26 protein-coding genes and 1 tRNA gene are annotated in these 25,642 nt (G+C 51.9%); 18 read left to right on the forward strand and 9 right to left on the reverse strand.

The features are described 5' to 3' along the window. Window positions 1–153: 153 nt before the first annotated feature. Window positions 154–885 (reverse strand): hypothetical protein, encoded by a 732-nt coding sequence (locus MKleb_RS19675; RefSeq protein ID WP_228740754.1) that lies wholly within the window; start codon window positions 883–885, stop codon window positions 154–156. Between the two features lie 42 nt (window positions 886–927). Between MKleb_RS19675 and MKleb_RS19680 the strand changes: the two genes are divergently transcribed. Genes MKleb_RS19680 through MKleb_RS19705 form a run of 6 tightly spaced genes read left to right on the forward strand, consistent with a single transcriptional unit; the run spans window position 928 to window position 3,479 of the window. Next, on the forward strand, window positions 928–1,128 hold the full coding sequence (locus tag MKleb_RS19680; protein WP_217076134.1) for a hypothetical protein: 201 nt from the start codon (window positions 928–930) through the stop codon (window positions 1,126–1,128). Further along, on the forward strand, window positions 1,121–1,906 hold the full coding sequence (locus tag MKleb_RS19685) for a ParB/RepB/Spo0J family partition protein (RefSeq protein WP_217076136.1): 786 nt from the start codon (window positions 1,121–1,123) through the stop codon (window positions 1,904–1,906). Before MKleb_RS19680 ends, MKleb_RS19685 begins: the two co-directional genes overlap by 8 nt. After that, complete coding sequence (locus MKleb_RS19690) at window positions 1,907–2,089, forward strand: hypothetical protein (RefSeq protein ID WP_217076138.1); 183 nt, start codon at window positions 1,907–1,909, stop codon at window positions 2,087–2,089. Beyond that, window positions 2,086–2,712 (forward strand): hypothetical protein, encoded by a 627-nt coding sequence (locus tag MKleb_RS19695; RefSeq protein WP_217076139.1) that lies wholly within the window; start codon window positions 2,086–2,088, stop codon window positions 2,710–2,712. Before MKleb_RS19690 ends, MKleb_RS19695 begins: the two co-directional genes overlap by 4 nt. A 1-nt stretch (window position 2,713) precedes the next feature. Beyond that, window positions 2,714–3,271 carry a 3'-5' exonuclease gene (locus tag MKleb_RS19700; RefSeq protein ID WP_217076141.1) on the forward strand — a complete coding sequence of 186 codons (558 nt, stop codon included), beginning with the start codon at window positions 2,714–2,716 and terminating at the stop codon, window positions 3,269–3,271. 22 nt (window positions 3,272–3,293) lie between these two features. Next, window positions 3,294–3,479 (forward strand): RING finger protein, encoded by a 186-nt coding sequence (locus MKleb_RS19705; RefSeq protein WP_217076142.1) that lies wholly within the window; start codon window positions 3,294–3,296, stop codon window positions 3,477–3,479. Here MKleb_RS19705 and MKleb_RS19710 read toward each other — a convergent pair. After that, the gene (locus MKleb_RS19710) at window positions 3,463–4,632 is read right to left on the reverse strand and encodes a tyrosine-type recombinase/integrase (protein WP_217076143.1); all 1,170 of its coding nucleotides are present in this window, start codon (window positions 4,630–4,632) and stop codon (window positions 3,463–3,465) included. The two genes, MKleb_RS19705 and MKleb_RS19710, sit on opposite strands and share 17 nt — an antisense overlap. 195 nt (window positions 4,633–4,827) lie before the next feature. Between MKleb_RS19710 and MKleb_RS19715 the strand changes: the two genes are divergently transcribed. Then, a tRNA-Arg gene (locus tag MKleb_RS19715) sits at window positions 4,828–4,899 on the forward strand. 81 nt (window positions 4,900–4,980) lie between these two features. On the opposite strand, the gene MKleb_RS19720 is transcribed toward MKleb_RS19715, so the two are convergent. Next, window positions 4,981–5,316 (reverse strand): lysozyme inhibitor LprI family protein, encoded by a 336-nt coding sequence (locus MKleb_RS19720; protein ID WP_033836713.1) that lies wholly within the window; start codon window positions 5,314–5,316, stop codon window positions 4,981–4,983. 150 nt (window positions 5,317–5,466) lie between these two features. On the opposite strand from MKleb_RS19720, the gene MKleb_RS19725 reads away from it, so the two are divergent. From MKleb_RS19725 to MKleb_RS19735, 3 genes are all read left to right on the forward strand, one after another. After that, a complete protein-coding gene (locus MKleb_RS19725; RefSeq protein ID WP_177952542.1) occupies window positions 5,467–5,649 on the forward strand; it encodes a hypothetical protein in 183 nt (60 codons plus the stop codon). 337 nt (window positions 5,650–5,986) lie between these two features. Continuing rightward, complete coding sequence (locus MKleb_RS19730) at window positions 5,987–6,241, forward strand: hypothetical protein (protein WP_004852922.1); 255 nt, start codon at window positions 5,987–5,989, stop codon at window positions 6,239–6,241. A gap of 594 nt (window positions 6,242–6,835) precedes the next feature. Further along, window positions 6,836–7,699 (forward strand): hypothetical protein, encoded by an 864-nt coding sequence (locus MKleb_RS19735; protein ID WP_025106650.1) that lies wholly within the window; start codon window positions 6,836–6,838, stop codon window positions 7,697–7,699. A gap of 180 nt (window positions 7,700–7,879) precedes the next feature. On the opposite strand, the gene cynR is transcribed toward MKleb_RS19735, so the two are convergent. After that, window positions 7,880–8,812, reverse strand: coding sequence for a transcriptional regulator CynR (cynR, locus tag MKleb_RS19740; protein WP_025106649.1), 933 nt, complete (start codon window positions 8,810–8,812; stop codon window positions 7,880–7,882). Between the two features lie 166 nt (window positions 8,813–8,978). Between cynR and MKleb_RS19745 the strand changes: the two genes are divergently transcribed. Next, window positions 8,979–10,166: a cyanate transporter gene (locus MKleb_RS19745; protein ID WP_025106648.1), complete on the forward strand. Its 1,188-nt coding sequence runs from the start codon at window positions 8,979–8,981 to the stop codon at window positions 10,164–10,166. 366 nt (window positions 10,167–10,532) lie between these two features. Next, window positions 10,533–10,604: a membrane protein YpdK gene (ypdK, locus tag MKleb_RS19750; protein WP_077777854.1), complete on the forward strand. Its 72-nt coding sequence runs from the start codon at window positions 10,533–10,535 to the stop codon at window positions 10,602–10,604. A gap of 41 nt (window positions 10,605–10,645) precedes the next feature. On the opposite strand, the gene alaC is transcribed toward ypdK, so the two are convergent. Continuing rightward, complete coding sequence (alaC, locus tag MKleb_RS19755; protein WP_009654875.1) at window positions 10,646–11,884, reverse strand: alanine transaminase; 1,239 nt, start codon at window positions 11,882–11,884, stop codon at window positions 10,646–10,648. A gap of 398 nt (window positions 11,885–12,282) precedes the next feature. Between alaC and MKleb_RS19760 the strand changes: the two genes are divergently transcribed. Then, complete coding sequence (locus tag MKleb_RS19760) at window positions 12,283–13,962, forward strand: sensor histidine kinase (protein ID WP_161506375.1); 1,680 nt, start codon at window positions 12,283–12,285, stop codon at window positions 13,960–13,962. A gap of 11 nt (window positions 13,963–13,973) precedes the next feature. Next, window positions 13,974–14,717, forward strand: coding sequence for a LytR/AlgR family response regulator transcription factor (locus MKleb_RS19765; RefSeq protein ID WP_025106647.1), 744 nt, complete (start codon window positions 13,974–13,976; stop codon window positions 14,715–14,717). A gap of 44 nt (window positions 14,718–14,761) precedes the next feature. Here the strand turns inward: MKleb_RS19765 and glk are convergent, their stop codons facing one another. Then, complete coding sequence (gene glk / locus MKleb_RS19770) at window positions 14,762–15,727, reverse strand: glucokinase (protein ID WP_004852938.1); 966 nt, start codon at window positions 15,725–15,727, stop codon at window positions 14,762–14,764. Window positions 15,728–15,980: 253 nt separating this feature from the next. Here glk and MKleb_RS19775 point away from each other — a divergent pair, with 253 nt between their 5' ends. Continuing rightward, the gene (locus MKleb_RS19775; RefSeq protein WP_014230299.1) at window positions 15,981–17,216 is read left to right on the forward strand and encodes an ion channel protein; all 1,236 of its coding nucleotides are present in this window, start codon (window positions 15,981–15,983) and stop codon (window positions 17,214–17,216) included. Here MKleb_RS19775 and MKleb_RS19780 read toward each other — a convergent pair. Continuing rightward, on the reverse strand, window positions 17,213–18,874 hold the full coding sequence (locus MKleb_RS19780) for an alpha-keto acid decarboxylase family protein (RefSeq protein WP_217076144.1): 1,662 nt from the start codon (window positions 18,872–18,874) through the stop codon (window positions 17,213–17,215). The genes MKleb_RS19775 and MKleb_RS19780 overlap by 4 nt on opposite strands. A gap of 176 nt (window positions 18,875–19,050) precedes the next feature. Here MKleb_RS19780 and mgrA point away from each other — a divergent pair, with 176 nt between their 5' ends. Continuing rightward, window positions 19,051–20,043, forward strand: coding sequence for an L-glyceraldehyde 3-phosphate reductase (gene mgrA, locus MKleb_RS19785; RefSeq protein ID WP_217076145.1), 993 nt, complete (start codon window positions 19,051–19,053; stop codon window positions 20,041–20,043). Window positions 20,044–20,173: 130 nt separating this feature from the next. Continuing rightward, complete coding sequence (locus MKleb_RS19790) at window positions 20,174–20,524, forward strand: DUF2502 domain-containing protein (protein ID WP_217076146.1); 351 nt, start codon at window positions 20,174–20,176, stop codon at window positions 20,522–20,524. Between the two features lie 42 nt (window positions 20,525–20,566). Here the strand turns inward: MKleb_RS19790 and MKleb_RS19795 are convergent, their stop codons facing one another. Beyond that, window positions 20,567–21,802 (reverse strand): Nramp family divalent metal transporter, encoded by a 1,236-nt coding sequence (locus MKleb_RS19795; RefSeq protein WP_025106644.1) that lies wholly within the window; start codon window positions 21,800–21,802, stop codon window positions 20,567–20,569. Between the two features lie 346 nt (window positions 21,803–22,148). On the opposite strand from MKleb_RS19795, the gene MKleb_RS19800 reads away from it, so the two are divergent. Beyond that, window positions 22,149–23,351, forward strand: coding sequence for a NupC/NupG family nucleoside CNT transporter (locus tag MKleb_RS19800; protein ID WP_025106643.1), 1,203 nt, complete (start codon window positions 22,149–22,151; stop codon window positions 23,349–23,351). Between the two features lie 42 nt (window positions 23,352–23,393). On the opposite strand, the gene MKleb_RS19805 is transcribed toward MKleb_RS19800, so the two are convergent. Next, complete coding sequence (locus MKleb_RS19805; RefSeq protein ID WP_217076148.1) at window positions 23,394–25,574, reverse strand: EAL domain-containing protein; 2,181 nt, start codon at window positions 25,572–25,574, stop codon at window positions 23,394–23,396. Between the last annotated feature and the right edge of the window lie 68 nt (window positions 25,575–25,642).

Below are 25,642 nucleotides of genomic sequence, written 5' to 3' on the forward strand. Positions count from 1 at the left end.
GGAATTCGTGTGCCGGACACGGGTAAGCATCCGGCGTCAATAGTATCACCTCATACGAAGAGGCGAAAAGACAGGCAACAAAAAGCGCCCCACAGGACGCTATGCTCTTTAATAATCTGGATATCCGCAACTACCTGTTACCAACCGCCTCGGTCAGCCCCTCCAGGGGTTACTCCCGGCTATTCGTCTGACCGTTGGTTTCGACTTAGGCATTTTATTCATTTTAAACTCGGCATTACAGGATGGGCAAAAATGAACAAAACTGTACCCTTTCACCGACTTATCAACACCAGGTTGAAGCAGCGATATTCGCTTTTTTTGATAGCAACTTGGGCATGCATTCACGGAAACTTGAGAACCATTCACAGCAATCTGCTTCGAATAAACCAAAGAACCCGATTCAGTTTGGTGAAGTTCATAACCTTCAGACTCGCTTTTAAAGTCTTCGTACTCTGCAATTTTTGCTTTGAGAAGTGCCATTTCCTCATCACGAAGGCGAATTACATCGCCGAGCGAAAAACATTCAGCCTGAAGAGTAATTAGTTTGCCCTGAAGATCGATGGTTGCAGTTTTAACTTCGGCGTCAGTCTTTGCGTCATTAATAACTTTAACAAGACTCGCACTCTCTTTGATGGCGGTCATGACCGCAGATAATCCAGTTATCACCGTAAATGCTCTTTTGTTGTTGGGGATATCCAGATTAACCGAATCCTTGTTGTTGGGGAATAACCAGGATACCACCTCGCCTGATGTGGCTAAAAGCAGGCAACCAACATGAAAGCGCACTCCTTCTCTACCCGTTGTGGATGACAGGTGTGCAGTAAAACAACGGAGTGCGCTTCCAGTTGAGAACTGAATAAATCGAATTCCTTTTTTTATCGCCAACCGGCGAGGGATTCCTGCAACCAAAATCTAATGGAGATGCCCATGGCTCATATGACAGTGAAAGAACTCGTTGCTGCTGCTCACTCTGTAGCTCCATCCCTGCCACCAGCAAAAGCAAAGCTAATGCGTGAAATGGCATCCCGTCTGGATGTCACGCATGTCGCCCTTGCTGAAGCGTTGAGCCAAAATACCGAAATGGCCACCCAGATTGAAAACCTGAGCGGGGCCAACACTCATGGCTAAGAATTCCGTAGATGCATACGGTGCCAGCGGCAAAACCAATGTTCTGATGTTTGAACCGGAAAAACTGCATCTGGTCACTGATAAGGCTCACCCCCTTTACGATGAACGTATTCACCTGCCTCTCTGTGAAGCCATGGTGCTGAACATCATGGACCAGGGGGTTCTGGAGCCAATTATTGTCTGGAAAGACCCAGAAACCGGGCTGTCCTGTGTGGTCGATGGCCGTCAACGTGTGCGCCATACTCTGGAAGTTAACGAGCGTCTGGCAAACGAGGGGAAAACCCCGCTACTGGTTCCGGCAGTCACTAAACGCGGGTCAGCTAACCGCATGGCTCAGGCAATGGTGAGTACCAATGAGCTTCGCCAGGAGGACTCTCCTTTGGGGAAAGCCAAAAAAATGGCTGCGGCGCTGGAGCGTGGGCATGACGAAGAAGACCTCGCGTTGATGTTTGGTGTAAGCATTCATACAGTGCGTGCAACCCTATCACTGCTGGACGCCACTCAGGCAGTCAAAGACGCCGTAGAGTCCGGCACAGTGACCATTACCCAGGCGCGTCAGCTGGCATCACTAAAACCCGAAGAACAGCGGGAAAAGGTAGCAGAAATCGAAGCGGCAACCGCTGGCACTACCGGTCATGAAAAAGCGCGTCGTCAGCGTCAGGTTCTCGGCGATAAGAAACCACGCATTAAAACTCGCAAAGAAATCACAAAAGCCCTCGAAGGTGCCAACGGTGAATACGCTGATGCTCTGCGCTGGGTACTTGGGGAGGCAGAGTAGATGTGGATTCTCATTATCTGGATGTTCGGGAGCTACAGCCCATCTGACGCGAAGCCGGCAATCACCGCACAGGAATTTAAGACAGAATCTGCTTGTAGTTCTGCCTTTGCCAAAATTAAAGAACTTAACGATGGTGAACTGGCGCTGCGTGGCGTCTGCACGCCAAAAGGAGCCAACCTATGAACAGCAAATTTACCAGAGAGCAAATTGTCGCTCTCATCGCAGAGCACTCTTACGACAGTGCGTTAGTTGACGCGCTTGAATATCTATTGGCCACACTGGACAGCGAGCCGGTAGCGTGGGTTGTCGGCAGAGATGAGATTGAAGAGTTTAACCGGGGCCGTGAAATTATGGTTATGCGTGACGGCGATGATGAGCAATTGGAAAAGATTCCGCTCTATCGCCACGCGCAGCCAGCACCGGAATCTGAATTGAAGGCGATTGTAGAACGCCTGAACGCCAGCGGTTACGAATGCGGTGACGGGCCAGTCACCGTACGCAACGCTGCTGCTGTGGTCGATATTCTCTTGCAACAACTCGACGACGCTGTACAAGGGAGTCGCTTACAGCGAGCACCTGTAGTTCCTGAAATTCTTCCGTGCTCTGTTGAATTAAAACCCGGCCTAATACTCGGCAAAGGTTGCAAAACAGCAACCTTGTTGATGGCATTGCAAAACAGGGCTGACTACCGCACCGAAATTGATGCTATGACGCCAGAAGAACGCGCAGAACATGACGCCCGTATCGAGACATTCAAAGCTATGCTCGCAGCCGTTCCACCAGCATTTAACAGGAAAAATATTTAACATGAACCATTTAATGATCGACCTCGAAACCATGGGCAAAAATACAAAGGCCCCTATCGTCTCCATTGGCGCTGTGTTCTTTAATCCGCAAAATGGGGAAACCGGGAAAGAATTCTATACCGCCGTTAACCTTGAAAGTGCGATGGAACAGGGCGCTGTGCCAGATGGCGATACTATTCTGTGGTGGCTGAAGCAAAGCCCGGAAGCTCGTTCCGCTATCTGCGTTGATAATGCCATGCTGATATCTGTGGCTTTATCTGAATTAACCCATTTCATTAACCGCCATTCCGATAATCCAAGATATTTGAAGGTCTGGGGAAATGGAGCTACTTTCGACAATATCATTTTACGCGGTGCATATGACCGGTCTTCCCTGCCCTGCCCATGGGAATACTGGAATGACCATGACGTGCGGACAATCGTCACTCTCGGCCGCACTATCGGATTTGACCCGAAGAAAGCAATGCCGTTTGAGGGTGATGCGCATAATGCACTGGCTGATGCCAAACACCAGGCTAAATACGTGTCTGCTATTTGGCAGCGTTTGATTCCTGCGTAAATTTGGGTTATTGAGGTAATTTATGACTACGACTGATTTTATGGAAGAGCAGGAAGTATTCGACCTGCTCAAAAAGAAAAAAACTGCTGTCTGGCGTTTACGAAAAGAGCACGGTTTTCCCGACCCGGTCCTCACTTATCCATCACGATATAGCCGTAAAGCTGTAATGAAATGGATCGATAGCGGCGGCATTAACCCAGTTGTTTAACATGCCACAAAATTTTATCGGCATACAGCTCATACGCTTCTTTTTGCTCCACCAGCCAATCGTGTTTGTTATACACCGCCATCACTCCTCCCAGTTCATGCCCCAGCATCTTTTCGGTGACATGGGGCATAACCCCTTCCCCTGATAAATTCGTGACAAGCGAGCGCCTGAAGTCATGGGTTCGCCATTCCGGCATATCCATTTTATCCCTTAATTTTTTCATATAGAGATTAGCTGACGAGCGATCTATGGGCTTGTCCTGTTCCTGACCGGGAAAGAGCACATTATTTCCAGCATTGAGCAACCTATCAACGAAAGGTTTTACCTGGTCGAAAATAGGCCTACGGATTACGTTCCTCATCTTGGAATGCTCTGATGGGGTAGTCCAAATCAGATCATCCATGTTGAACTCACTGGCGTTAGCCAAGCGGAGCTCTGACAACCTCGCCCCCCAAAGCATCAGAAGTTGATGAAGTACCTTGTTTGAGGTAACGATCTTACTGTTCTCCAGCGCTAACCAAATTTTGGCTAGTTCCGTATACGTTAGAACCCGGCTACCCACATCAGGTTTCTTGCCAATAGTCTTAACGCTTAGCTTCAGAACCTCACAAGAGGGTATCAACTGGCGGCTGATACACCAGTTCATCACGGATCGTAACTGGAGAAGCAGCACTCTGGCCTTTTTCCCGTTTTTCTTCTCCTGCTTATCAAAGAATCTAACCCATGCAGAAACAGGTATGTTGACGATAGGAGCATCTGGAAATTCTGTGTACATGGTGTTGTACACAACTGACTTATAGAGCGTCTGAGTATTAGGCTTCAGCGTCTCAACATACTTGCTCCACCACTGATCCAGGCACTCCTTTAGCGTCAATTCTCCGTCTTCTTTGGCAAAATAATTTTTAGGGTTTAGTCCCTTGAGGTACAATTCGCGCATCTCGCCGACTATCACTCGGGCATCTTTGAGAGTCGTTGCGGGATAGCGGCCTATGGAAAGGCGCACAGGCCTGGCATTCCAACGATAGCGGAATTGAAACGTAATCGTTCCAGTCGGAGTTATGCGCACACTTAATCCGTCACCATCTGTGACTTCTGGCGTGCCGCTGTAGGGCTTACCATTGATGCTGCGAAGTTTGGTGTCGCTGAGGGCCACGGCTTAGTATCCTGTACACACTGAACTTCAGCATTCTGTACTCAATCTGTACGCAATGGCAAGTGAACGAGATGATTTTCTCCCAGAAAGGATGCGAAGGGAGAGGAAAGAAAAGAAACGAAGTGCTTGATGATACGAGAACTAATGGGATAACATGTAAAACAAGCAGAACGCTTAGAAATCAATCATATCTATGTCTCCTTAGTTAAATGGATATAACGAGCCCCTCCTAAGGGCTAGTTGCAGGTTCGATTCCTGCAGGGGACACTTTTGAATTATTCACCTCCGTTCACAGCATTCGTTTAATCATCACCACCGCAGAACAACGCCAGCCCCGAAGCAGATGAATCACAGAGGTTTATCGATTCCTGCATAGATCTCATCAAGTTGCTGTAGCCGGTCTTCATATGATTTCGTCAAACAGCGGCTGTCGCTGCCGCATTTCTGCCGGCTATGGAGCCATGTTTTTTGTGCGTCCATCATCTCGCCACGCGTCCCCATTGGAAAAAGCCCCCGCAGAAACTCATACTTCGTCGCCATCGCCACGTCCATATCGTTCAGGCTCCGGTTAGCGCAGATAGCCTTTTCATCCGCCTGCGTCGCTTTCTGACAATCAAAACTCGCGGAGTACCCCGCTACCGGATACAGCACAGCAATAGTCATCAGTACTTCTCTTATCTTCATATGCGCTCCATTTCCGCACTCCCGCCATTTGTGCTACCCGTTTATAACGAGTGCCCCTCGCTACGGAGCCCAGCGTAAGCTTTTGACACACTGACGCTCTGAACTATCCGTGCTGTCGATAATTATAGTTAATCCACCTTAAGGCTCCCATTGGGTGAACCGCGCGCCTTCCGCAATATCTTTTTCCCCGACGCTGATGCGCCCTACAGCCTGGCTGAATTATTGGTCAGAATTGCATCAGAGCGGGTCACGGCATTGCTTGCCAGCGAGGGGGAATATTTTTCTCGCGCAGCGATTTTCATATTTTTGCCTGGCCTGACTTCCCATCAATAAATATAAATTCATTTAAAATCAATGTAATAAATTAAACCCTATCATTCACAGTAGTTATCATTGTTGATTGTTTCCTTGCGTTACGATTCGCAAAACAATGCCGGTAGATAAATCCCTGCCGTCACGTATTCTTGCCGCTGCCGGATGCGCTGAACTGCTGTTCTTTCAGTATCAGCGTTGCTTAAAAGCAGCGCGTCCGGCGGTTTATGGCGGATGAAAGGCTATCTTCTCAGCCATCCGCTTCATATTGCGGCAGGATGTCTGCGACAAGAATCGGGTTCTGTACGGGACTTGCGGACAGCCTGTTGCCTTACCTAAATTGGTTATACGGATAGATATGATGAAAAAACTCGCAATGGCACTGGGTATCTGTGCGCTTATGGCTTGTGGCGCTGCCAGCGCGGCAAATGGTCAGGTCGTTTCAAAGGCTAAGTCAGCCTGCCAGAATAACGCGACGCAGTGCGCCCAGGCTAAGTCCACGGCGAAAGCGGATGCGCAGAAAGAAGCAAAAGCAGCCAAAGACGCCTGTGCTAAAAACCAGGCAGCCTGCGACAACGCAAAAACTGCGGCCAAAAACGCAGTGAAAAAGTAACAACAGTAGGGTGGGGTATAACCCCACCCTACTTTCAAAATATGCTCCCCACCGTACGCCAGCGTGACTCCCGCAGGGCAGATTCTGTTTTGCTTATGGCAGATATAGCAGGATTCTTTTCGCACGAGCCCGCATCAAAACAAGCAGTTACACGATACAGGCCTGACCCATGGCGGCGCTCCCTCGTCTGTCCGATCGCCATTCACATCGGCTAACAGACGTTTTTCGAGCAGGTTTCGCGTTCGATAAATCACCCGCTTATTAATTCACTACCCGCCTCCTGAATTATTAGTAATTCACATAATCACCGCGAATTTAATTCATCAATAAAATAATCAAAAACAATCAATCCGCAGCAAGATGAATGAGCATGCTAATTTTTTAGCAGCGATACATTTAATTATTACAGGAAAGCTGATAGCATACAGGAGAGATAATATCCTGACCGGATTCAACATAGCACTCCGCTATCAACAATTGATATAGAATATCTGTTTTGATAAATATTTTGTATGAATCGAAATCGTCGCAACGTCGATAGAGGTCAATTTAAGAAAACCATAACCCCCTATTTTTCATAAGATGATATAGACCATGGAAAGAAAAGAAAGAAACATATGGAAACTAAACAATCTCCCCCCCCTGGAATACTGTTCAATATCTCGCGCTAAAAAACTATTGAATTGTGAAATAGAAGATCTGCTTCATTGGCATGATATTGGCGCGATAAGCCTGTGCATAAAAGTAGGTAAAACTAACGGAACATTAAAAGGTGCGTTCCAACATGACCAGAGCAGTAATAATCTCTATTTTCTTAACGCCCCCAATATTGATGAGTTGAGCATAAGCGAAAGATCGTGGTCACGGCATTCAAAAATTAACAAAATTTTTAAATTTAATGATAGTGAAGCAAATCAGGAAGCCCAATATGGTATACCTGTTACCCAGCTAAAACTCCGGGTTTCCGTCTCTGGCTTATGGTACTGCCACACGAGAAATTTGATGGAGATCTTAGAAACACCTGAAGACATTATTACTGAGCAGAGGATAAGCATCATATCACCGGCCACCAATGTCCTCTTCTGCCACTTCATACCCGACGAGGATGAGAGGCCAACCATCACGCTGAGTAAGCTTTACATCACGAGTCAGGCGATTGAGAAAATTTATGAACATACCATCAGCAGTCGCCCTCTCGAACTTTCTGAAAAAACCTTACATTTATCTGAGGAGCAAGATATAGCGACGCCCTCAACGATTATGCAAAATAAGTTGCTCATTGAATTTATCAATCACATCATTCAATCCAATCCCCATTTTGGCGATAACATGCTTAACGCGACTGAAAACAAAAAAAGTAAAATATTTAATAGAGCTATGGATAAACTCAGGTCTGAAGGCGTGGTTTCCAGCTACGGCAGCATTAATCTTCCGGCGTCAGAATATACGTTCGAATAATACTTCTTTAATTTAATTAAATCAGAATGAATCATTACAACGCCATAGGTACAGGGCGCGCAATGCAGTAGCAAATGTGAAATGCATTTCAATATGAATTCAGAGATGAATCTGGCTTCATAATAAAATCGTTCTCTATAAACGCTCCTGATGTATATGAAATACTTTATATACAGCGAATCAACGTAACGTTAAATCTCTCTCAGTCGATTCGTTAAATCCCTGTCCTGCGCTCAATATTGACGCAGCCTGATGTGCCATTAGTATAAACTCTCGGGTCGCGGCGCTTTGCCAGGCCCCCTTTCGCTGTATCAAACACGCGGTTCTTTCCAGTAATGATGGCGCGAGTTCGATCGCGGTTAAATCGTCACGCCCCTGAACAATGGCAGCAGGAAGCAAGGTTGCCAACGACGTGCGTTCAACCACGGTCAGCACTGCGCTAATCGAGTTGGCCTCCATCTGCACTTTCGGTTGAATACCGCGCTGTCGGCAGTCGCGATCGATTTGCTCGCGAGTAGCAAAAGCGCTGCTTAGCAGAATCAGTGACGCCTGATTGAGCGCCGTCAGCGCCACACGGCGGGTCGCCGCCAGAGGATGAGAGCGGCCAACCACCAGCGCCAGGGTTTCAGAGAGCAGCGGCTGAGACACAATATCCCGTGAATCGCTACCGTCGAAAGCGATCCCGATATCCAGCTCATCATTGAGCAGCAGAGTCTCCATTCGATTCTGCGCCAGCTCTTGTATATCCAGCGTTATATTCGGGTAACGTTGATAAAACGAAGCCACCAGCGGCCCCATAAAATAATGGGTAAAGGTTGGCATCATCGCTACACGTAGGGTACCGCGCTGCAAATCTTCAACGTCATGGAGCGCGCGCTGCCCCTCGGCCAGTTCCCGTAAAGCCCGGCGCGCATAAATTAACCAGACCTTGCCGGCGTCCGTCAGGCAAGTGTTGCGCCCGCTGCGATCAAAAAGCCGTACTCCCAGCGTCTCTTCCAGCTGTCGAATCTGCTGCGACAAAGCCGGCTGTGAAACATGCAGGATGGCTGCCGCTCGCGTAAAGCCGCCGTGTTCAGCAACGGCAATGAAGTAGTTGAGGTGTCGCGGCAGCATGAATTCATCCATAAGAAATTCAAATGAACTCAATCATAATTAAGTATTTTAACTTATGAAATAAGTTACGTACTCTGCTCGCGATTCTTTACCAAACGCCACAGGAGATCGGCATGAGTTGCCTCAATACCTTCCCCACAGCGAAACAAACGCCGGCTACTCAACGATGAACCTGACGCAACGTAATGGCACGATGCTGCTGGTGCTGGTGCTTATCGGTATCAATATGCGTCCGCTGCTGACCTCCGTTGGACCGCTCCTTCCGCAGATCCAGCAGGCAAGCGGCATGAGCTTCACGCTTGCCTCTCTGCTCACCGCGCTACCGGTGATCGCCATGGGTCTGCTGGCGCTAGCCGGCGGCTGGATTAACCGTCATTTCAGCGAGCGCCAAAGTATCTCCCTCAGCCTGTTAACGATCGTCGCCGGGGCTTTACTTCGCGAACTGGCGCCGCAGAGCGCGCTATTACTCAGCAGCGCGCTCCTTGGCGGAATCGGCATTGGTATTATTCAGGCGCTCATTCCCGCGGTGATAAAGCGTCTTTTTCATCGTCGGACGCCGCAGGTGATGGGGCTCTGGTCCGCGGCGCTGATGGGCGGCGGCGGCCTGGGCGCCGCATTCACGCCGTGGCTGGCGCAGCATAGCGCTATCTGGTATCACGCGCTTGCGTGGTGGGCGTTACCCGCCGCCGCCGCGCTCCTCTGCTGGTGGCCGCTAAGCCGAACGTTACCCGCCCGGACGCCATCAACAACCCGGGTCACGCTTTTTCGCCATCGTCGCGCGTGGACGCTTAGCCTCTATTTTGGTTTGATCAACGGCGGCTATGCCAGCCTGATTGCCTGGCTGCCGCCTTACTATATGCAGTCGGGCTACAGCGCGCAGTTCAGCGGTACCCTGCTGGCGTTAATGACCATCGGCCAGACCGGCGGAGCGCTCCTGCTGCCCATCCTGGCCAGACATGAGGATCGACGAACGCTTCTGATGCTGGCATTGGCCTTACAGCTTGTCGGCTTCTGCGGTTTTATCTGGCTACCGCAGCAGGTACCGCTTGTCTGGGCCATCTGCTGCGGTATTGGGCTTGGCGGCGCATTTCCGCTGTGTCTGGTCCTGGCGCTCGATCACGCCAGGCACCCCGCCATTGCGGGCCGACTGGTCGCGTTTATGCAGGGAGTAGGCTTTATTGTCGCCGGGCTTTCCCCCTGGCTGTCGGGACTGCTGCGGAGTTTAAGCGGCAATTACCAGCTCGACTGGATGCTTCACGCCGCCTGCGTCCTGGCCTTAATGGCCTTAACGCTGCGTTTCGCTCCCGCACGCTACCCGCAAGAGTGGCAACATCAGGATTCAGCCGCTCGCTAAACCCGTTATCTCCTCATGCGGGATAGTTAACTCCTCCCGCATTCAGGCAAAAAAAAGCACAAAATCAAATAACTATATCAGTACAAAAACTGTTGTTAATGACCGTCGCCAGAATGAAATTTAATACCGAATGAAATTAATGTGTCGCCGAATCACGACACTCGTAAGTAACTAAAAATTAATAAAAAAATGGGTCTTGTTTCCCTCATTTTTTAGGCGTACATTAGCGCCATCTGGAGCCGTTTACGCTCAGAATTTACAGCTACCGCCCGCTGAAAAAGCGTCGTTTTCGTGAGCGATAGCTGAGCAGGCAATGAAGAGCAAATTCATTTAAGGCGTCTCGCCGAGAGCGCGGAGTGATGAGTCGTGAAATATTTCTTAATGGGCATTTCTTTTATGGTCATCGTTTGGGCCGGTACTTTCGCCCTGATGATCTAGCTTTAACGGTGTTAAAAAAAGGAGCCTCTCGGCTCCTTTTTTTATTCGTGGCTTTCGCTGGTTAACTTAGCCGATGCGGGAAGCAGCCCGTCAGCACGGAACATCGATTTAATGCCGCGCACCGCCTGGCGGATACGATCGCGGTTCTCAATTAACGCGAAGCGTACATGGGTATCGCCATAGTCTCCAAAGCCAATGCCCGGAGAAACGCAGACTTTTGCATCCTGCAGCAGCTTTTTAGCAAACTCCAGTGAGCCCATCGCCGCATACTGCTCTGGGATCTTCGCCCAGACATACATTGACGCCTTCGGACATTCCACCATCCATCCGGCCTCATGCAACCCTTTCACCAGCACATCGCGACGACGTTTATACTGCTCGGCAATGTCGCGAACGCACTGCTGATCGCCTTCAAGCGCGGCAATCGCCGCAACCTGTAGAGGGGTGAAAGTGCCGTAATCGTGATAGCTTTTAATGCGCGCCAGCGCATTAACCAACGTTTTGTTACCGACCATAAAGCCGATACGCCAGCCCGCCATATTATAGCTTTTAGAGAGCGTAAAGAATTCGACGGCGACATCGCGCGCGCCGGGGACCTGCATGATAGAGGGCGCTTTCCAGCCATCGTAAACAATATCGGCATAGGCCAGATCGTGCACCACCAGCACGTCATAACGCTTCGCCAGCGCCACGACTTTCTCAAAGAACTCCAGTTCGACGCACTGTGCGGTCGGGTTGGAGGGGAAACCGAGGATCATCATTTTCGGCTTCGGGTAACTCTCACGAATCGCGCGCTCAAGCTCGTTGAAGAAATCCACGCCTTCGACCAGAGGTACCGAACGTACCTGGGCTCCGGCAATCACCGCACCGTAAATATGGATGGGATAGCTGGGATTTGGCACCAGTACGGTATCGCCATGGTCAAGCGTCGCCAGCATCAGATGCGCGAGCCCCTCTTTTGAACCAATGGTGACTATCGCTTCTGATTCCGGATCGATCTCAACGTTATAGCGCTCTTGATACCAGCGAGAAATCGCCCGGCGCAGGCGCGGAATGCCGCGGGAAGTAGAATAGCCGTGGGTATCGGGACGCTGGGCAACGGTGCAGAGTTTCTCAACGATATGCGGCGGGGTGGCGCCATCGGGGTTACCCATGCTGAAATCAATAATATCTTCGCCGCGGCGTCGCGCAGCCATTTTTAGTTCAGCAGTGATATTAAAAACGTAAGGGGGGAGACGATCGATACGCGTAAAACGGCGTTCAGGACTGAATTCAGCCATAGATTCCTCGGATTAACGTTAGCGCCCGGACCGTCCGAGCGACGCTGCTGCCTGTGCAGCACGTTTAGAAAATAACCCGAAAATTTTCCTGCTGTCGAGAGGGGCAGAGAAAAATAATTTCTGGCGATAAAAACGGGCATCAGTACGACTAAATACGGCAGCAACGTTCTTTCCCCTCCTCGCCTACTACATCAAAATTAACATGCTGATATCTTTAATTTTACTTAAATGCTTGCTCATCCGTAGACGCTATTGAATCGCGGGTGTTTGTTATTAATCCCCTTTTATTTGTAAGACTTTTCCCTATTCATGCCTTCAGCTGGCCTTCTGCCGCGAGGTTTTCTATCATGTTGCTTTCTCGCGATTAACACGGCGCACACATGCACGAAATATTTACTATGCTGCTGGCGGTTTTTGACCGCGCGGCATTAATGCTGATTTGTCTCTTTTTCCTCATTCGCCTGCGCCTGTTTCGTGAACTTCTGCATAAATCCGCGCACACCCCTAAAGAATTGCTGGCCGTTACCGCGATCTTCTCTCTCTTTGCCCTCTTTAGCACCTGGTCAGGCGTACCGGTCGAGGGATCGCTGGTCAACGTGCGTATTATCGCGGTCATGTCCGGCGGGATCCTGTTCGGCCCGTGGGTTGGGGCTATTGTCGGCGCGATCGCCGGCGTACATCGCTACCTGATTGATATTGATGGCGTCACCGCCGTCCCCTGCTTTATTACCAGCATTGTCGCCGGTCTGCTCTCTGGTTTTATTGGTCGTAAAGTGCCGAAAGCCCAGCGCTGGAAAGCGGGGATCCTCGCCGGGATGCTATGCGAAACCTTAACCATGATTCTCGTGATCGTGTGGGCGCCTTCATTCGCGCTGGGGATAGACATCGTGTCTAAGATTGGTATTCCGATGATCCTTGGCAGCGTATGTATCGGCTTTATCGTTTTGCTGGTGCAGAGCGTTGAGGGGGAAAAGGAAGCCAGCGCCGCCCGTCAGGCAAAACTGGCGCTCGACATCGCCAACAAAACTCTCCCGCTATTTCGCCACGTCAACAGCGAGTCCCTGCGTCAGGTATGCGACATTATCCGCCGCGATATCAGTGCCGATGCCGTCGCGATTACCAATACCCAGCACGTGATGGCCTACGTCGGCGTCGGGGAAATCAACTACCGCGATAACGATGACTTTATCAGCCCAACGACGCAACAGGCGATCCGCTATGGGAAAATCATTATTAAAAACAATGATGAAGCTCATCGCACGCCGGAAATACACTCTATGCTGGTCATTCCGCTGTGGGAAAAAGGCGTCGTCACCGGTACGCTAAAAATCTATTACTGCCACGCACACCGCATCACCTCCTCATTGCAGGAAATGGCGGTAGGCCTGTCGCAAATCATCTCTACGCAGCTGGAGGTTTCCCGCGCTGAACAGCTGCGTGAAATGGCCAATAAAGCCGAGCTGCGGGCGCTGCAAAGCAAAATCAATCCCCATTTCTTATTTAATGCGCTGAACGCCATTTCATCGTCGATTCGCATGAATCCGGACACCGCGCGTCAGTTAATTTTTAATTTGTCGCGCTATTTACGCTACAACATTGAATTAAAAGATGATGAACAGATAGATATCAAAAGGGAGCTGTATCAAATCAAGGATTACATCGCGATTGAACAGGCTCGCTTCGGCGACAAGCTGACGGTGATTTATGATATTGATGATGAAGTCAGCTTTATGATCCCCAGCCTGCTAATTCAGCCGCTGGTGGAGAATGCTATCGTCCACGGGATTCAGCCCTGCAAAGGAAAAGGCGTGGTGACCATTGGCATCAATGAGTGCGGGAATCGGGTACGAATTAGCGTTCGCGATACGGGGAACGGTATCGACCCTGCGGTGGTAGCGAGGGTAGAGGCTGACGAAATGCCGGGAAATAAAATCGGTTTACTCAATGTTCATCACCGGGTCAAGCTACTGTACGGGGAAGGACTGCATATCCGACGCCTGACGCCGGGGACCGAAATTGCCTTCTATGTGCCAACCCAACACGCGCCCCAGGTGGCTACGGAGTCGCTGCTGTCATGAGCGGAGATAAAATGAAGGTCATCATTGTGGAAGATGAGTTCCTCGCGCAGCAAGAGCTCACCTGGTTGATTAACACCCATAGCGAAATGGAGATTGTCGGCACCTTTGACGACGGTCTGGATGTGCTGAAGTTTTTACAGCACAACAAAGTCGACGCCATTTTTCTCGATATCAATATTCCATCTCTGGATGGCGTACTGCTGGCGCAAAACATCAGCCAGTTCGCGCATAAGCCCTTTATCGTTTTTATTACCGCGTGGAAAGAGCATGCGGTGGAAGCCTTTGAGCTGGAGGCGTTTGATTATATTCTCAAGCCCTACCAGGAATCGCGCATTATCAACATGCTGCAAAAGCTGACCGGCGCCTGGCAGCAACAGCAGCAGGTCAGCGCCGGTAGCGGGGCAGCGGCCAATCCAGCCAGGGAAAACGACACGATTAATCTGGTTAAAGATGAACGGATTATCGTCACCAGCATCCACGATATTTACTACGCGGAAGCGCATGAAAAGATGACGTTCGTTTATACCCGCAAGGAGTCCTTCGTGATGCCGATGAATATCACGGAGTTCTGCAACAAGCTACCGCCGGCGCACTTTTTCCGCTGTCACCGCTCGTACTGCGTCAACCTGAACAAAATTCGCGAAATCGAACCCTGGTTCAACAACACCTATATTCTGCGGCTACGCGACCTTGAGTTTCAGGTTCCGGTAAGCCGCAGCAAGGTGAAAGAGTTTCGCCAGCTCATGCATCTGTAGAGGATTTACCCGAATAATCATTTCATTCGGGTAAGAGACGGGGCTTACAGAATCTGTCCCAGAGTCTGACGCAGGTGCGCGCCGGAGCCCAGCAGTCCCGGATTGTCGTGGACAATCAGATAGACCGGAATATCCTGGACGAAGGCTTTAAATCGGCCTTTATCTTCAAAACCGCCGCGAAAGCCGGAGGCTTTGAAGAATTCAAGGAAGCGCGGCACGATACCGCCAGCAATATACACGCCGCCAAAGGTGCCGAGGGTCAGCGCCAGGTTACCGCCAAATCGGCCCATAATGACGCAAAACAGCGACAGCGCGCGGCGGCAATCGATGCAGGTATCGGCCAGCGCGCGTTCGGTCACATCTTTAGGCTGCAGATTTTCCGGTAGACGCCCGTCAGACTTCACGATCGCATGGTAAAGATTAACCAACCCCGGCCCAGATAAGACGCGTTCAGCGGAGACGTGCCCCAGCTCGCTGCGCAGCTCTTCGAGAATAATGCCTTCCTCTTCGCTATTGGGGGCGAAATCCACATGGCCGCCCTCACCCGGCAGGCTCACCCAGCGCTTATCAACGTGTACCAGATGAGCAACGCCCAGCCCGGTACCGGCGCCGTAGACGGCAATCGGCTTGCCTTCCACCGGTTCCGCGCCGCCAAACTGAATCAGATGTTCAGCTTTTAGCATGGGGATCGCCATCGATACCGCGGTAAAATCGTTAATGATTTCCAGATGCGAGAAACCCAGGTTCTTTTTCATCTCAGCGATAGAAAATGCCCAGGTGTGGTTGGTCATCGCCACCCAGTCACCGGTAATCGGACAGGCGATGGCAATACAGCCGTCTTCTACCTGGACGTTATGCTCTTCCAGATAGACCTGAACAACGGCTTCAAGACTGGGATAATCGAGCCCGGAATAGGTCTTAGCACGAGAGATCTCCCCGCTTGCCAGATCGCATAACGCCAGACGAGCATTCGTTCCGCCAACGTCCCCTACTAAAGCAAATTTTGTCATTCCGTTACGGCTCCGCTAAAGTCAAAATGATTCTTTGGCACACTCTAAATTCATGACGTCCTAACAACAACGACCAACGCATAAGCGCCCTTTGTTTAGCGACCTACGTCACAGTTAGGCTGTAATTTATGAAATTATTGTGCGGCCGATCGTCAGGCCAGCTCTTTACTTTATCGTTTCAGCACCATTTGCGCCAACGACCTTAACGCCCCCGGGCAAAGTAGTGCGTCGAAACCTTCAGAAGGATATTTTCATGCTGCACCCGCGCGCCAGAACGATGCTGTTGTTATCAATACCCGCAATCGTGATTGGTATTGCTGCCAGCCTGGTCTTGATTGTGGCGATGAAAACGGCAGCCATGCTGCAGAATATTCTCTGGAGTAGCCTGCCTGGATTGCTGGGCATGAACGCCAGCGGCCCTTTCTGGACGATAGCTATCCTCACCGGCACCGGCATCGCCGTGGGTCTGGTCGTGCGTTTTAGTCCTGGTCACGCCGGACCCGATCCGGCCACCGAGTCACTCATTGGCGCACCGGTGAGTCCCGGCGCTCTGCCCGGCCTGCTCGCTGCGCTGATCGTCGGCCTGGCGGGCGGCGTTAGCCTCGGGCCGGAGCATCCTATCATGGTGATTAATATCGCCCTCACTGTGGCGCTTGGCTCCCGCCTTTTCCCGCGAGTCAGCGCGCTGGACTGGACGATCCTGGCGTCCTCCGGCACTATCGGGGCGCTATTTGGCACACCTGTTGCCGCGGCGCTGATCTTTTCGCAAACGCTGAACAGCAGTAACGATGTCCCGCTTTGGGACCGACTCTTCGCTCCCTTACTTGCCGCGGCGGCGGGCTCTCTGACCACCGGGCTGTTTTTCCATCCTAACTTTTCGTTACCTATTGCGCACTACGAGCGGTGGCAGCTTGTCGATATCTTTAGCGGGGCTATCGTGACGCTGATTGCTATTGCCGTCGGCATGGTTGGCGTTTGGTGCCTACCGCGCCTGCACGCGCTGATGCAGCGGCTGAAAAATCCGATCTTAACCCTCGGTATTGGCGGATTTTTATTGGGGATCCTGGGCGTCGTCGGCGGGCATATCACGCTGTTTAAAGGCCTGGATGAAATGCAGCAATTAGCCTTCAGCCAGACCTTAACCGCCAGCGATTACATGCTTATTGCTTTGGTGAAACTGGCGGCGCTGGTGCTGGCGGCCGCCTGTGGTTTTCGCGGCGGTCGAATTTTTCCGGCGGTGTTCGTCGGCGTCGCGCTAGGCCTGATGCTTCACGCGCACGTGGATGCCGTGCCGGCAGCCATCACCGTTTCCTGCGCCATCCTCGGACTGACGCTGGTAGTGACGCGTGATGGCTGGTTGAGCCTGTTTATGGCAGCGGTCGTGGTGCCCGATTCCACGCTGCTTCCGCTGCTGTGTATCGTCATGCTTCCGGCCTGGCTGCTGCTGGCCGGTAAACCCTTGATGATTGCCAGGAAGCGTGGAGATTAAACCCGGCTGTTTCTCTCTTCCAGCGCCTGAGTGACCGTGCGCAGAAAGTCGGGAATATCCATTTTTGGCAGCATCACCTCCACCAGCGTCAGCCTGTCTGAGGCGACGCTGCTATTCATCGCTTCCTGCAGTTCGTGGGTGCGCGTCACTCGCCAGCATCGGGAAGGGACATCCGGCGCAAAAGCGTCAGGCAGGCGATTCCAGTCCCAGAGCGCAATATCGTTATAGCGCTGCTCGGGGCCGTGAATCGCGCGCTCGACCGTATAGCCTTCGTTATTGAGCAACAGGATCAGCGGGCGCTGCTTATCTCTGAGCATCGACCCCAGCTCCTGAATAGTTAACTGCGCAGCGCCATCGCCAACAATCAGCACCACCCTTCTGTCCGCTGCCGCGATTAGCGCCCCGTAGGCTGCCGGAAGGGTAAAGCCTATCGATCCCCATAGCGGCTGGACAATCAGCGTTGCGTCAGCGGGCAGCTTAAGCGCGGCGGCGCCAAAAGCGGCCGTCCCCTGATCGGCAAGGATAATATCTCCCGGGCGCAGCTGTTTCTGCACCGTACTCCAGAAATTTTTCTGCGTCAGGCTCCCCTCTGGCGCGCCGCTGACGCCCGGCGCCTGAACATTTGGCGCATGCCATTCTGCCGCCAGGCTGGCAGTGAGTTCGATCAAGACATCCAGCGCCTTTTCCATCGGTACCCGGCTAAACCAGCGATCGCCAACCCGAACGGCGAAGGGCTGGACTTCTATCGTTTTTTCCTGCGTAAGGTGTTGGGTGAAACCGGCGGTAATGGTATCGGTAAAACGCGTGCCGACGCAGATAATGGTATCCGCGTTTTCAATGGCATCGCGGGTATCCTCTGCGCTGGCTATCCCGCTGTAAGTCCCGACGAACCCAGGCTGCTGCTCATCAAAAAGCCCTTTGCCCATCAGCATTGTGGCGTAAGCAACCGGCACCTTCGCCACCCACTCTCGCAGAGCGTTTTGTAGTCCATAGCGCTGGGCGAGGAAATCCGCCAGCAGCGATACGCGACGGCTGCTTCTGAGCATCCGCTCGGCGTGCTCGCGGAACCCGGCCAGCTGGTTCTCGTCGGCGGGCAGCGTGTGAATAAGCAAGCGGTGAGCTGGCGGGGTGGCCTTTGCTTTGGCCACATCGGCCGGCAGCATGAGATAACCGGGGCGATGCTGGGTCAGCATTTCACTCAGTACCCGGTCTATTTCATGGCAGGCATTTCCCGCCGCCAGCACCGCCTGAGAGCAGGTAATATGTTCACTCATACGCGAAAAGTGGCTGAAATCACCGTCGCCAAGCGTATGGTGCAGCAGCTCGCCGCGCTGCTGTGCGCCGGTACAGGGAGCGCCGACGATATGCAGGACCGGTACATGCTCAGCGTAGCTCCCGGCAACGCCGTTGAGCGCGCTCAGTTCACCGACGCCATAGGTGGTCAACAGCGCGCCCGCGCCCTTAATGCGCGCATAGCCATCGGCGGCATAGGCGGCGTTTAGCTCGTTAGCACAGCCTACCCACCCTAAGCTCTGCTGCGCGATAACGCTGTCGAGAAACTGTAAATTGTAATCACCCGGTACGCCAAACAAGCGGTCTATGCCGCAATCTACGAGACGATCCAGCAGATAATCGCCAATGGTATAAGTCGGTTGCATATCCTTACTCTCCTCTCGTGCAGGTAAGTTGAGTATTGAATAAGCAGGTGCGCTGTCCAGATTGCGCTCAACAATGGCGGTGGAAAGCAAAATTTACGCCTTCAGGGTGTGTACTCCGCGGCAAACATTCTTTAGTGTAAACGTATACACAACCCTGTTTTATCTGCGGAGGAAGTTTGGTTTACCAGGCAAACGCCACGCGATATCAAACGATGGAGTACCGCCGCTGCGGTCATAGCGGACTAAAGCTACCGGCGATTTCTCTTGGGCTTTGGCACAATTTTGGCGACGAAACGCGGGTGGAAACCAGCCGCCAGCTTCTGCGTCACGCATTCGATCTCGGCATGACTCATTTTGATTTAGCCAACAACTATGGGCCACCGCCGGGTTCGGCGGAGAGTCATTTTGGCCGCATCCTGAAAGAGGATTTTTTGCCCTATCGCGATGAACTGATTATCTCCAGTAAAGCCGGTTACACCATGTGGGACGGCCCCTATGGCGACTGGGGATCGCGCAAGTACCTGATTGCCAGCCTCGACCAGAGCCTTAAGCGAATGGGTCTCGACTATGTCGACATCTTCTACCATCACCGCCCCGATCTCGAAACGCCGCTACGGGAAACCATGGGCGCGCTGGACCACATCGTCCGCCAGGGGAAAGCGCTCTACGTCGGATTATCGAATTATCCGCTCGAACAGGCCCGGGAAGCCGTCAATATCCTTAACGATCTCGGCACGCCGTGTCTGATTCATCAGCCCAAATATTCGATGTTTGAACGCTGGGTCGAGGAGGGATTACTCGATTTCCTACAGAGCGCGGGGGTGGGAAGTATAGCGTTTTCACCGCTTGCAGGCGGCCAGCTCACCAACCGTTACCTGCACGGTATCCCGGCGGACTCCCGCGCCGCCAGCGGCAGCCGGTTCCTGCAACCGGAGCAGCTTACTGAAAGCAAGCTGGAAAAGATTAGTCAGCTGAATACGCTGGCCGAATCCCGCGGGCAAAAGCTCTCACAGATGGCGCTGGCCTGGGTACTGCGCGATGAGAAAGTGACGTCGGTACTGATTGGCGCCAGTAAAACTTCGCAGCTCGACGATGCGGTTGGCATGCTGGGAAACCGCCATTTCAGCGCCGAAGAACGGGCCACCATTGACGCGATCCTTGCGGTGTAAATTCATTGTTACTTTAGCAAAAAGTGCTCTCACTTGCGATTTAGGAGTTCCTCCGATGCGGCGGGGCTTTACCGCCCCGTAATATCAGGTTAACAGGCCGACAACGGCCCCGATCGTGAAGGAGAAGAGTATGTTCAGGTCACTGATTTTGGCTGCAGTGCTTCTGGCTTCAGCGCCATTGGTCGCTAACGCTGGTGAAATCACCCTGTTGCCATCAATAAAATTACAAATTGGCGATCGCGACAATTACGGTAACTACTGGGACGGTGGCGGCTGGCGCGACCGTGATTACTGGCGTCGACACTATGAGTGGCGCGATAACCGCTGGCGTCGTCACGACAACGGCTGGCATCGCGGCTGGGATAAAGGTATAGCCTACGAACGCGGCTATCGCGAAGGCTGGAAAGATCGCGATGACCGACGCGGCGGCTGGGGGCGTGGGCCAGGCGGCGGACGCGGACATGGCCACGGGCATCATTAATCGCAAAAGGGAGCCATTCGGCTCCCTTTTTCATCGTCACGCTTAACTGAATATCGTTCCAATAATCAGCCAGCCGTTAAGCAGCACAACGACCGCAACTATCCCCCACCCCAGCAGTTTTACCCACCGGGAATTGACCAGGTCGCCCATTAACCGGGAATCGCTGGTGAATATCAGCAGCGGCACCAGCGCGAGGGCGATACCAAAGCTCAGCAATACCTGGCTCATCACCAGAATACGCGTGGGATCCAGCCCCATTAAAATGACGATAAACGACGGCAGCATGGTGATCGCCCGGCGAAACCACAGCGGGATATGAAAGCGGATAAAGCCCTGCATTACCACCTGCCCTGCCAGGGTTCCCACAACCGTGGAGGATAAACCCGCCGCTATCAGGCTCAGACCAAAGATGGTAGCTGCCGCGTGGCTCAGTAAGGGCTCCAGCGTCAGATAGGCCTGATCGAGGTCGGCAATCCCGGTGTGGCCGTTAAAGTGGAAGGCGGCGGCGGCGGTCGCCATCATGGCCAGGTTAACAAAACCCGCGATGGTCATGGCAATGGCGACATCCCAGCGCGTGGCGTTATAGCGCTCTTTGCGCGTCCCCCCGTGCAGGTGCTGAGTGAGCGATGAGTGTAAGTAGATAACATGCGGCATGATGGTCGCCCCCAATACCCCGGCGGCAAGAAACACCGCTTCGCTGGTCGGCAGTGAAGGCACGATCATCCCTTTCGCCAGGGGTGCCAGCGCGGGCTGGGAGAAGATAAGCTCAACGACATACGCTGCGGCGACAAACAGCAGCAGCCCGCCTATCACTTTTTCCAGCGGCTTTTGACCGCGACGCTGCAGCATCAGAATCAGGAACGTCGCAATTCCGGTCAATACAGCGCCCTGAAGCAATGACACGCCGAGCACCAGCTTAAATCCGATAGCCGCGCCAATAAACTCGGCAAGATCGGTCGCCATAGCGATAATTTCGGCCTGCACCCAGTAGAACCACACCACAGGACGCGGGTAGTGGTCGCGAATTTGCTCCGCCAGATTTTTACCGGTGGCGATGCCCAGCTTCGCCGACATCACCTGAATCAGCATCGCCATCAGGTTAGCCCATACCACCACCCACAGCAGCTGGTAGCCAAAGCTGGCGCCGGCCTGAATGTTGGTGGCGAAGTTACCCGGATCGATATAGCCAATGGCAGCAATGAACGCCGGCCCCATCAGGGCGAGCTTAATCTTGCGCGCTGCGCGACCGCTGCTATTCTCAACGCGACTGTTGGTCATTTTCTGCCTCTGGAAATATAGCCTTTGCTATGTTTCATGCTATCAAAATGCGAATGATTATCAAGTTCATTTGGAGCGATGATAATGATTGCTGTGATAGGGGAGAACGATAGCGGGTTGGCAACGGAAAACCGGGGAACTGATAAACGCTTTTAATTAATCACCAGAATAGTACAACTGAGCAACTTTTAAAACCTTTACGTAACATAACAAAAATGCATGGTTGATCACTATTTTTGCCATTAGTCACATATCCTTGCAATAGTGTGTGCTGGCTCTCGTTTTCTTTGCGCTTGTTACATAGAATGTGCACAGAAATTTAACCTGCCTCATATTTGGAGCAAATATGGACCGCGTCCTGCACTTTATTCTCGCGATCGTAGTGGTGGCCATTCTGGCCCTGTTGGTCAGCCACAACCGTAAGCAGATTCGTATTCGTTATGTCGTTCAGCTGCTTGTCATTGAAGTGCTGCTGGCCTGGTTCTTCCTGAACTCTGACATTGGTCTGGGTTTTGTGAAGGGCTTCTCCGAGATGTTTGAAAAACTTCTCGGTTTCGCCAACGAAGGGACAAACTTCGTCTTCGGCAACATGAACGACAAAGGCCTGGCGTTCTTCTTCCTGAAGGTTTTGTGCCCGATCGTCTTTATTTCTGCGCTGATTGGTATTTTGCAGCATATTCGTATTCTGCCTATCGTCATTCGCGCGATTGGTACCGTGCTGTCCAAAATCAACGGCATGGGCAAGCTGGAATCCTTTAACGCTGTCAGCTCGCTGATTCTGGGCCAGTCCGAAAACTTCATCGCCTATAAAGATATTCTTGGCAAGATGTCCCGCAACCGCATGTACACCATGGCGGCGACCGCGATGTCTACGGTATCCATGTCTATCGTGGGCGCGTACATGACCATGCTGCAGCCGAAATATGTAGTTGCGGCGCTGGTACTGAACATGTTCAGCACCTTTATCGTGCTGTCGCTGATTAACCCGTATCGCGTTGACGAAAGCGAAGAAAATCTGCAGATGTCTAACCTGCATGAAGGGCAGAGCTTCTTCGAGATGCTGGGTGAATACATCCTGGCGGGCTTTAAAGTGGCGATTATCGTGGCCGCCATGCTGATTGGTTTTATCGCGCTGATTTCCGCGCTGAACGCCCTGTTCGCCACCGTCACCGGCTGGTTCGGCTATAGCATCTCCTTCCAGGGGATCCTCGGCTACATCTTCTATCCGGTTGCGTGGGTGATGGGCGTACCGGCAGGTGAAGCGCTGCAGGTAGGAAGTATTATGGCCACCAAGCTGGTTTCTAACGAATTCGTCGCCATGATGGATCTGCAGAAAGTTGCCGCCACGCTCTCTCCGCGTGCGGAAGGCATCATCTCTATCTTCCTGGTCTCCTTCGCCAACTTCTCTTCTATCGGTATCATCGCCGGCGCGATTAAAGGCCTGAACGAAGAGCAAGGTAACGTGGTTTCCCGCTTCGGCCTGAAGCTGGTGTACGGTTCTACGCTGGTGAGCGTGCTCTCTGCGTCTATCGCCGCGCTGGTACTGTAATTCGTCAGCGTTATCGCGAAAGCCGGGCAAGTCCCGGCTTTTTCATGCCCGCAGTTCGCTCAACGGCAGCGGCTTACCAACCAGATACCCCTGGAGATAATCGACGCCTAACTCGAGAAGCTTTTCCCGCTGCTCCGGCGTTTCAACGTATTCCGCCACCACTTTCATCTTCTTAACCTTAGCCATTTCAATAATGGATTTGACCATAATGGCGTCCAGCGGATCGGTCTCGATATCACGCACGAAGCAGCCGTCAATTTTCAGGATATCGGCCCGCAGGCTTTTCAGACGCTCGTAGTTTGCGTAGCCGGTACCAAAGTCATCAATCGCTATACCGCAACCGAAATCTCGCAGCAGCTGGATGTTATGCATGCTGGTCTCGACATCGGAAAACGCCTGCTCTTCGGTAACTTCAATCGTTATCGCCTCCGCCGACAGGTTATAGCGTTTAAACAGCGCGATGATTTGCGCCGCGCTATCCTTTTGCATCAGCGTATAGGGCAGAAGGTTGACGGAGAAATGCTGACCATGATGGTGATTGAGCGAACTAAACAGCGTATCCAGCACCTGCATATCAAAACGCTGGCTCAGGTTAAACTGCGCAATCAGCGGGATAAACCGATCGGGCGTAATGATGGTATTACCGCAGCGCATACGACTCAGTATCTCGTAATACCCCTCTCCGGAGGCGTCCCGGATAGGCTGGGCGTACAGCACCAGCCCACGTTCGTTAAGCGCCTGCTTAATCTTCGCCAGCAGCCGTACCTGTTCGCTCGTTTGATCGGAAATCTGCTCTTGCGCCGCGTCCAGCGGTAATACGCGCCGCGCCGCGCCGGCCTGCTCCGATAACCAGCTAAGCTGACCAAGCATCGGGTGAAGCTCAGATTCTATGCCGCGGTAGCCGCCCCACGATGCGCCAAATTCCAGATCTAACGCCTGGTTATTCCAGCTAAACTTTTTATGGTTAAGCGTGGAAACAATATGACTTAACCGCGCCTCTGGCTCCGGCCCCTTCAGTACCAGCAGTAGCTCGCTGCCGGGGAGCTGAAATATTCGCTCGCCGGGAGCTAATAGCGGCTGTAGCTTCCGGGCTATCTGCCGTTTGCTCTCCACTCTCATCATCATGCCATAATGGCGGCTCAGGAAGTCCAGATTCTGAATGCGCAGGCTGCTGATGGCCACAGCAGGATTCCGCTGCAGGTGACTCTCCAGCGCGCGCAGATTCGGTAAACCGGTTAGCGGATCTTCTTCCGCCTGATCCCGCCACCTGAACTTCATTCTTTCACTGCGAGCGTAGATATCCGCCATATAAAACAGGCAGATAGTGAAACAAATGAGTACCGAAAGAACAAACGACAGTGAATATTCAGTTTGTACGCCGTGTAAAAAATTCTGGTTATACGCCACGAGTAAAAAGGCTGAAACGGACCATGAAATGCGAATCAGCGTATGCCCCAAGCGGCTAATACCAATGAAGTATAAAATGAAAATAAGCGGGACTAAATAACCGGCAATAAAAACAGAATCATAAGGCGTACACAGCACCAGTAATATTGCCGCCAGGGCCACAAACCAATACAACGTAAATACCCGCTGCTCGCCCGCCCGCCATGAGTGGCAAAGATTACGCCAGAATGCTCGTGCATAACGTGGACTGATAATCATCCGCAACGGATAATAAAAGAATGTCGTGAAAATTAATGCGGCGCTAATCAGGCTTTGTATATCGATAATGGTGTAAATAACCGACATACTGCCGAAATAGCTGGATATTGCCAACGGAAAAGCAAAAAAACGCCCCGCCAGATACATGGTGACCTTCAAAAGGAGCGGTGCAAAAAAGCCGCCCCAAAAAATCCTCGCGCCCATATGTTTTGCCGTCAGCCCAGCGCGCCAGCGCCTTCCAAGCTGAAAGCGAACAATCGCGCAGGACAGGAAAACTGAGAAGATCTGGCAAAATAGCAGGATCAGCGCCTGGGTTAGCGTCAGATCGATTATCCAGGCATTAGTGATCGCAAACGCGATAATCAATGGCGCAACGGCGTAGCGGCCAAAAATAAAAAGTACGGAATACATTAAGCTCAGCGGTAGCCATGCCAGATAAATTTGATTTCCGTCAATAATGGTTTGTGGGGAAATAAATCGGGACAGCGGAATTGCGATAAAGCAGACCAGGAGCGCCAGCAGAGTTTTTTTGATCTTAATGTTAAGATGATCAAGCATTATTGTTAATTAAAACTCCGGCTGCAATAAATATATTCAGGCAACAGATATTATGTTGCTTAATAAAG

The sequence above is a fragment of the Klebsiella sp. PL-2018 genome, from assembly GCF_019048985.1.
In the GTDB taxonomy this organism is placed as follows: domain Bacteria; phylum Pseudomonadota; class Gammaproteobacteria; order Enterobacterales; family Enterobacteriaceae; genus Klebsiella; species Klebsiella michiganensis.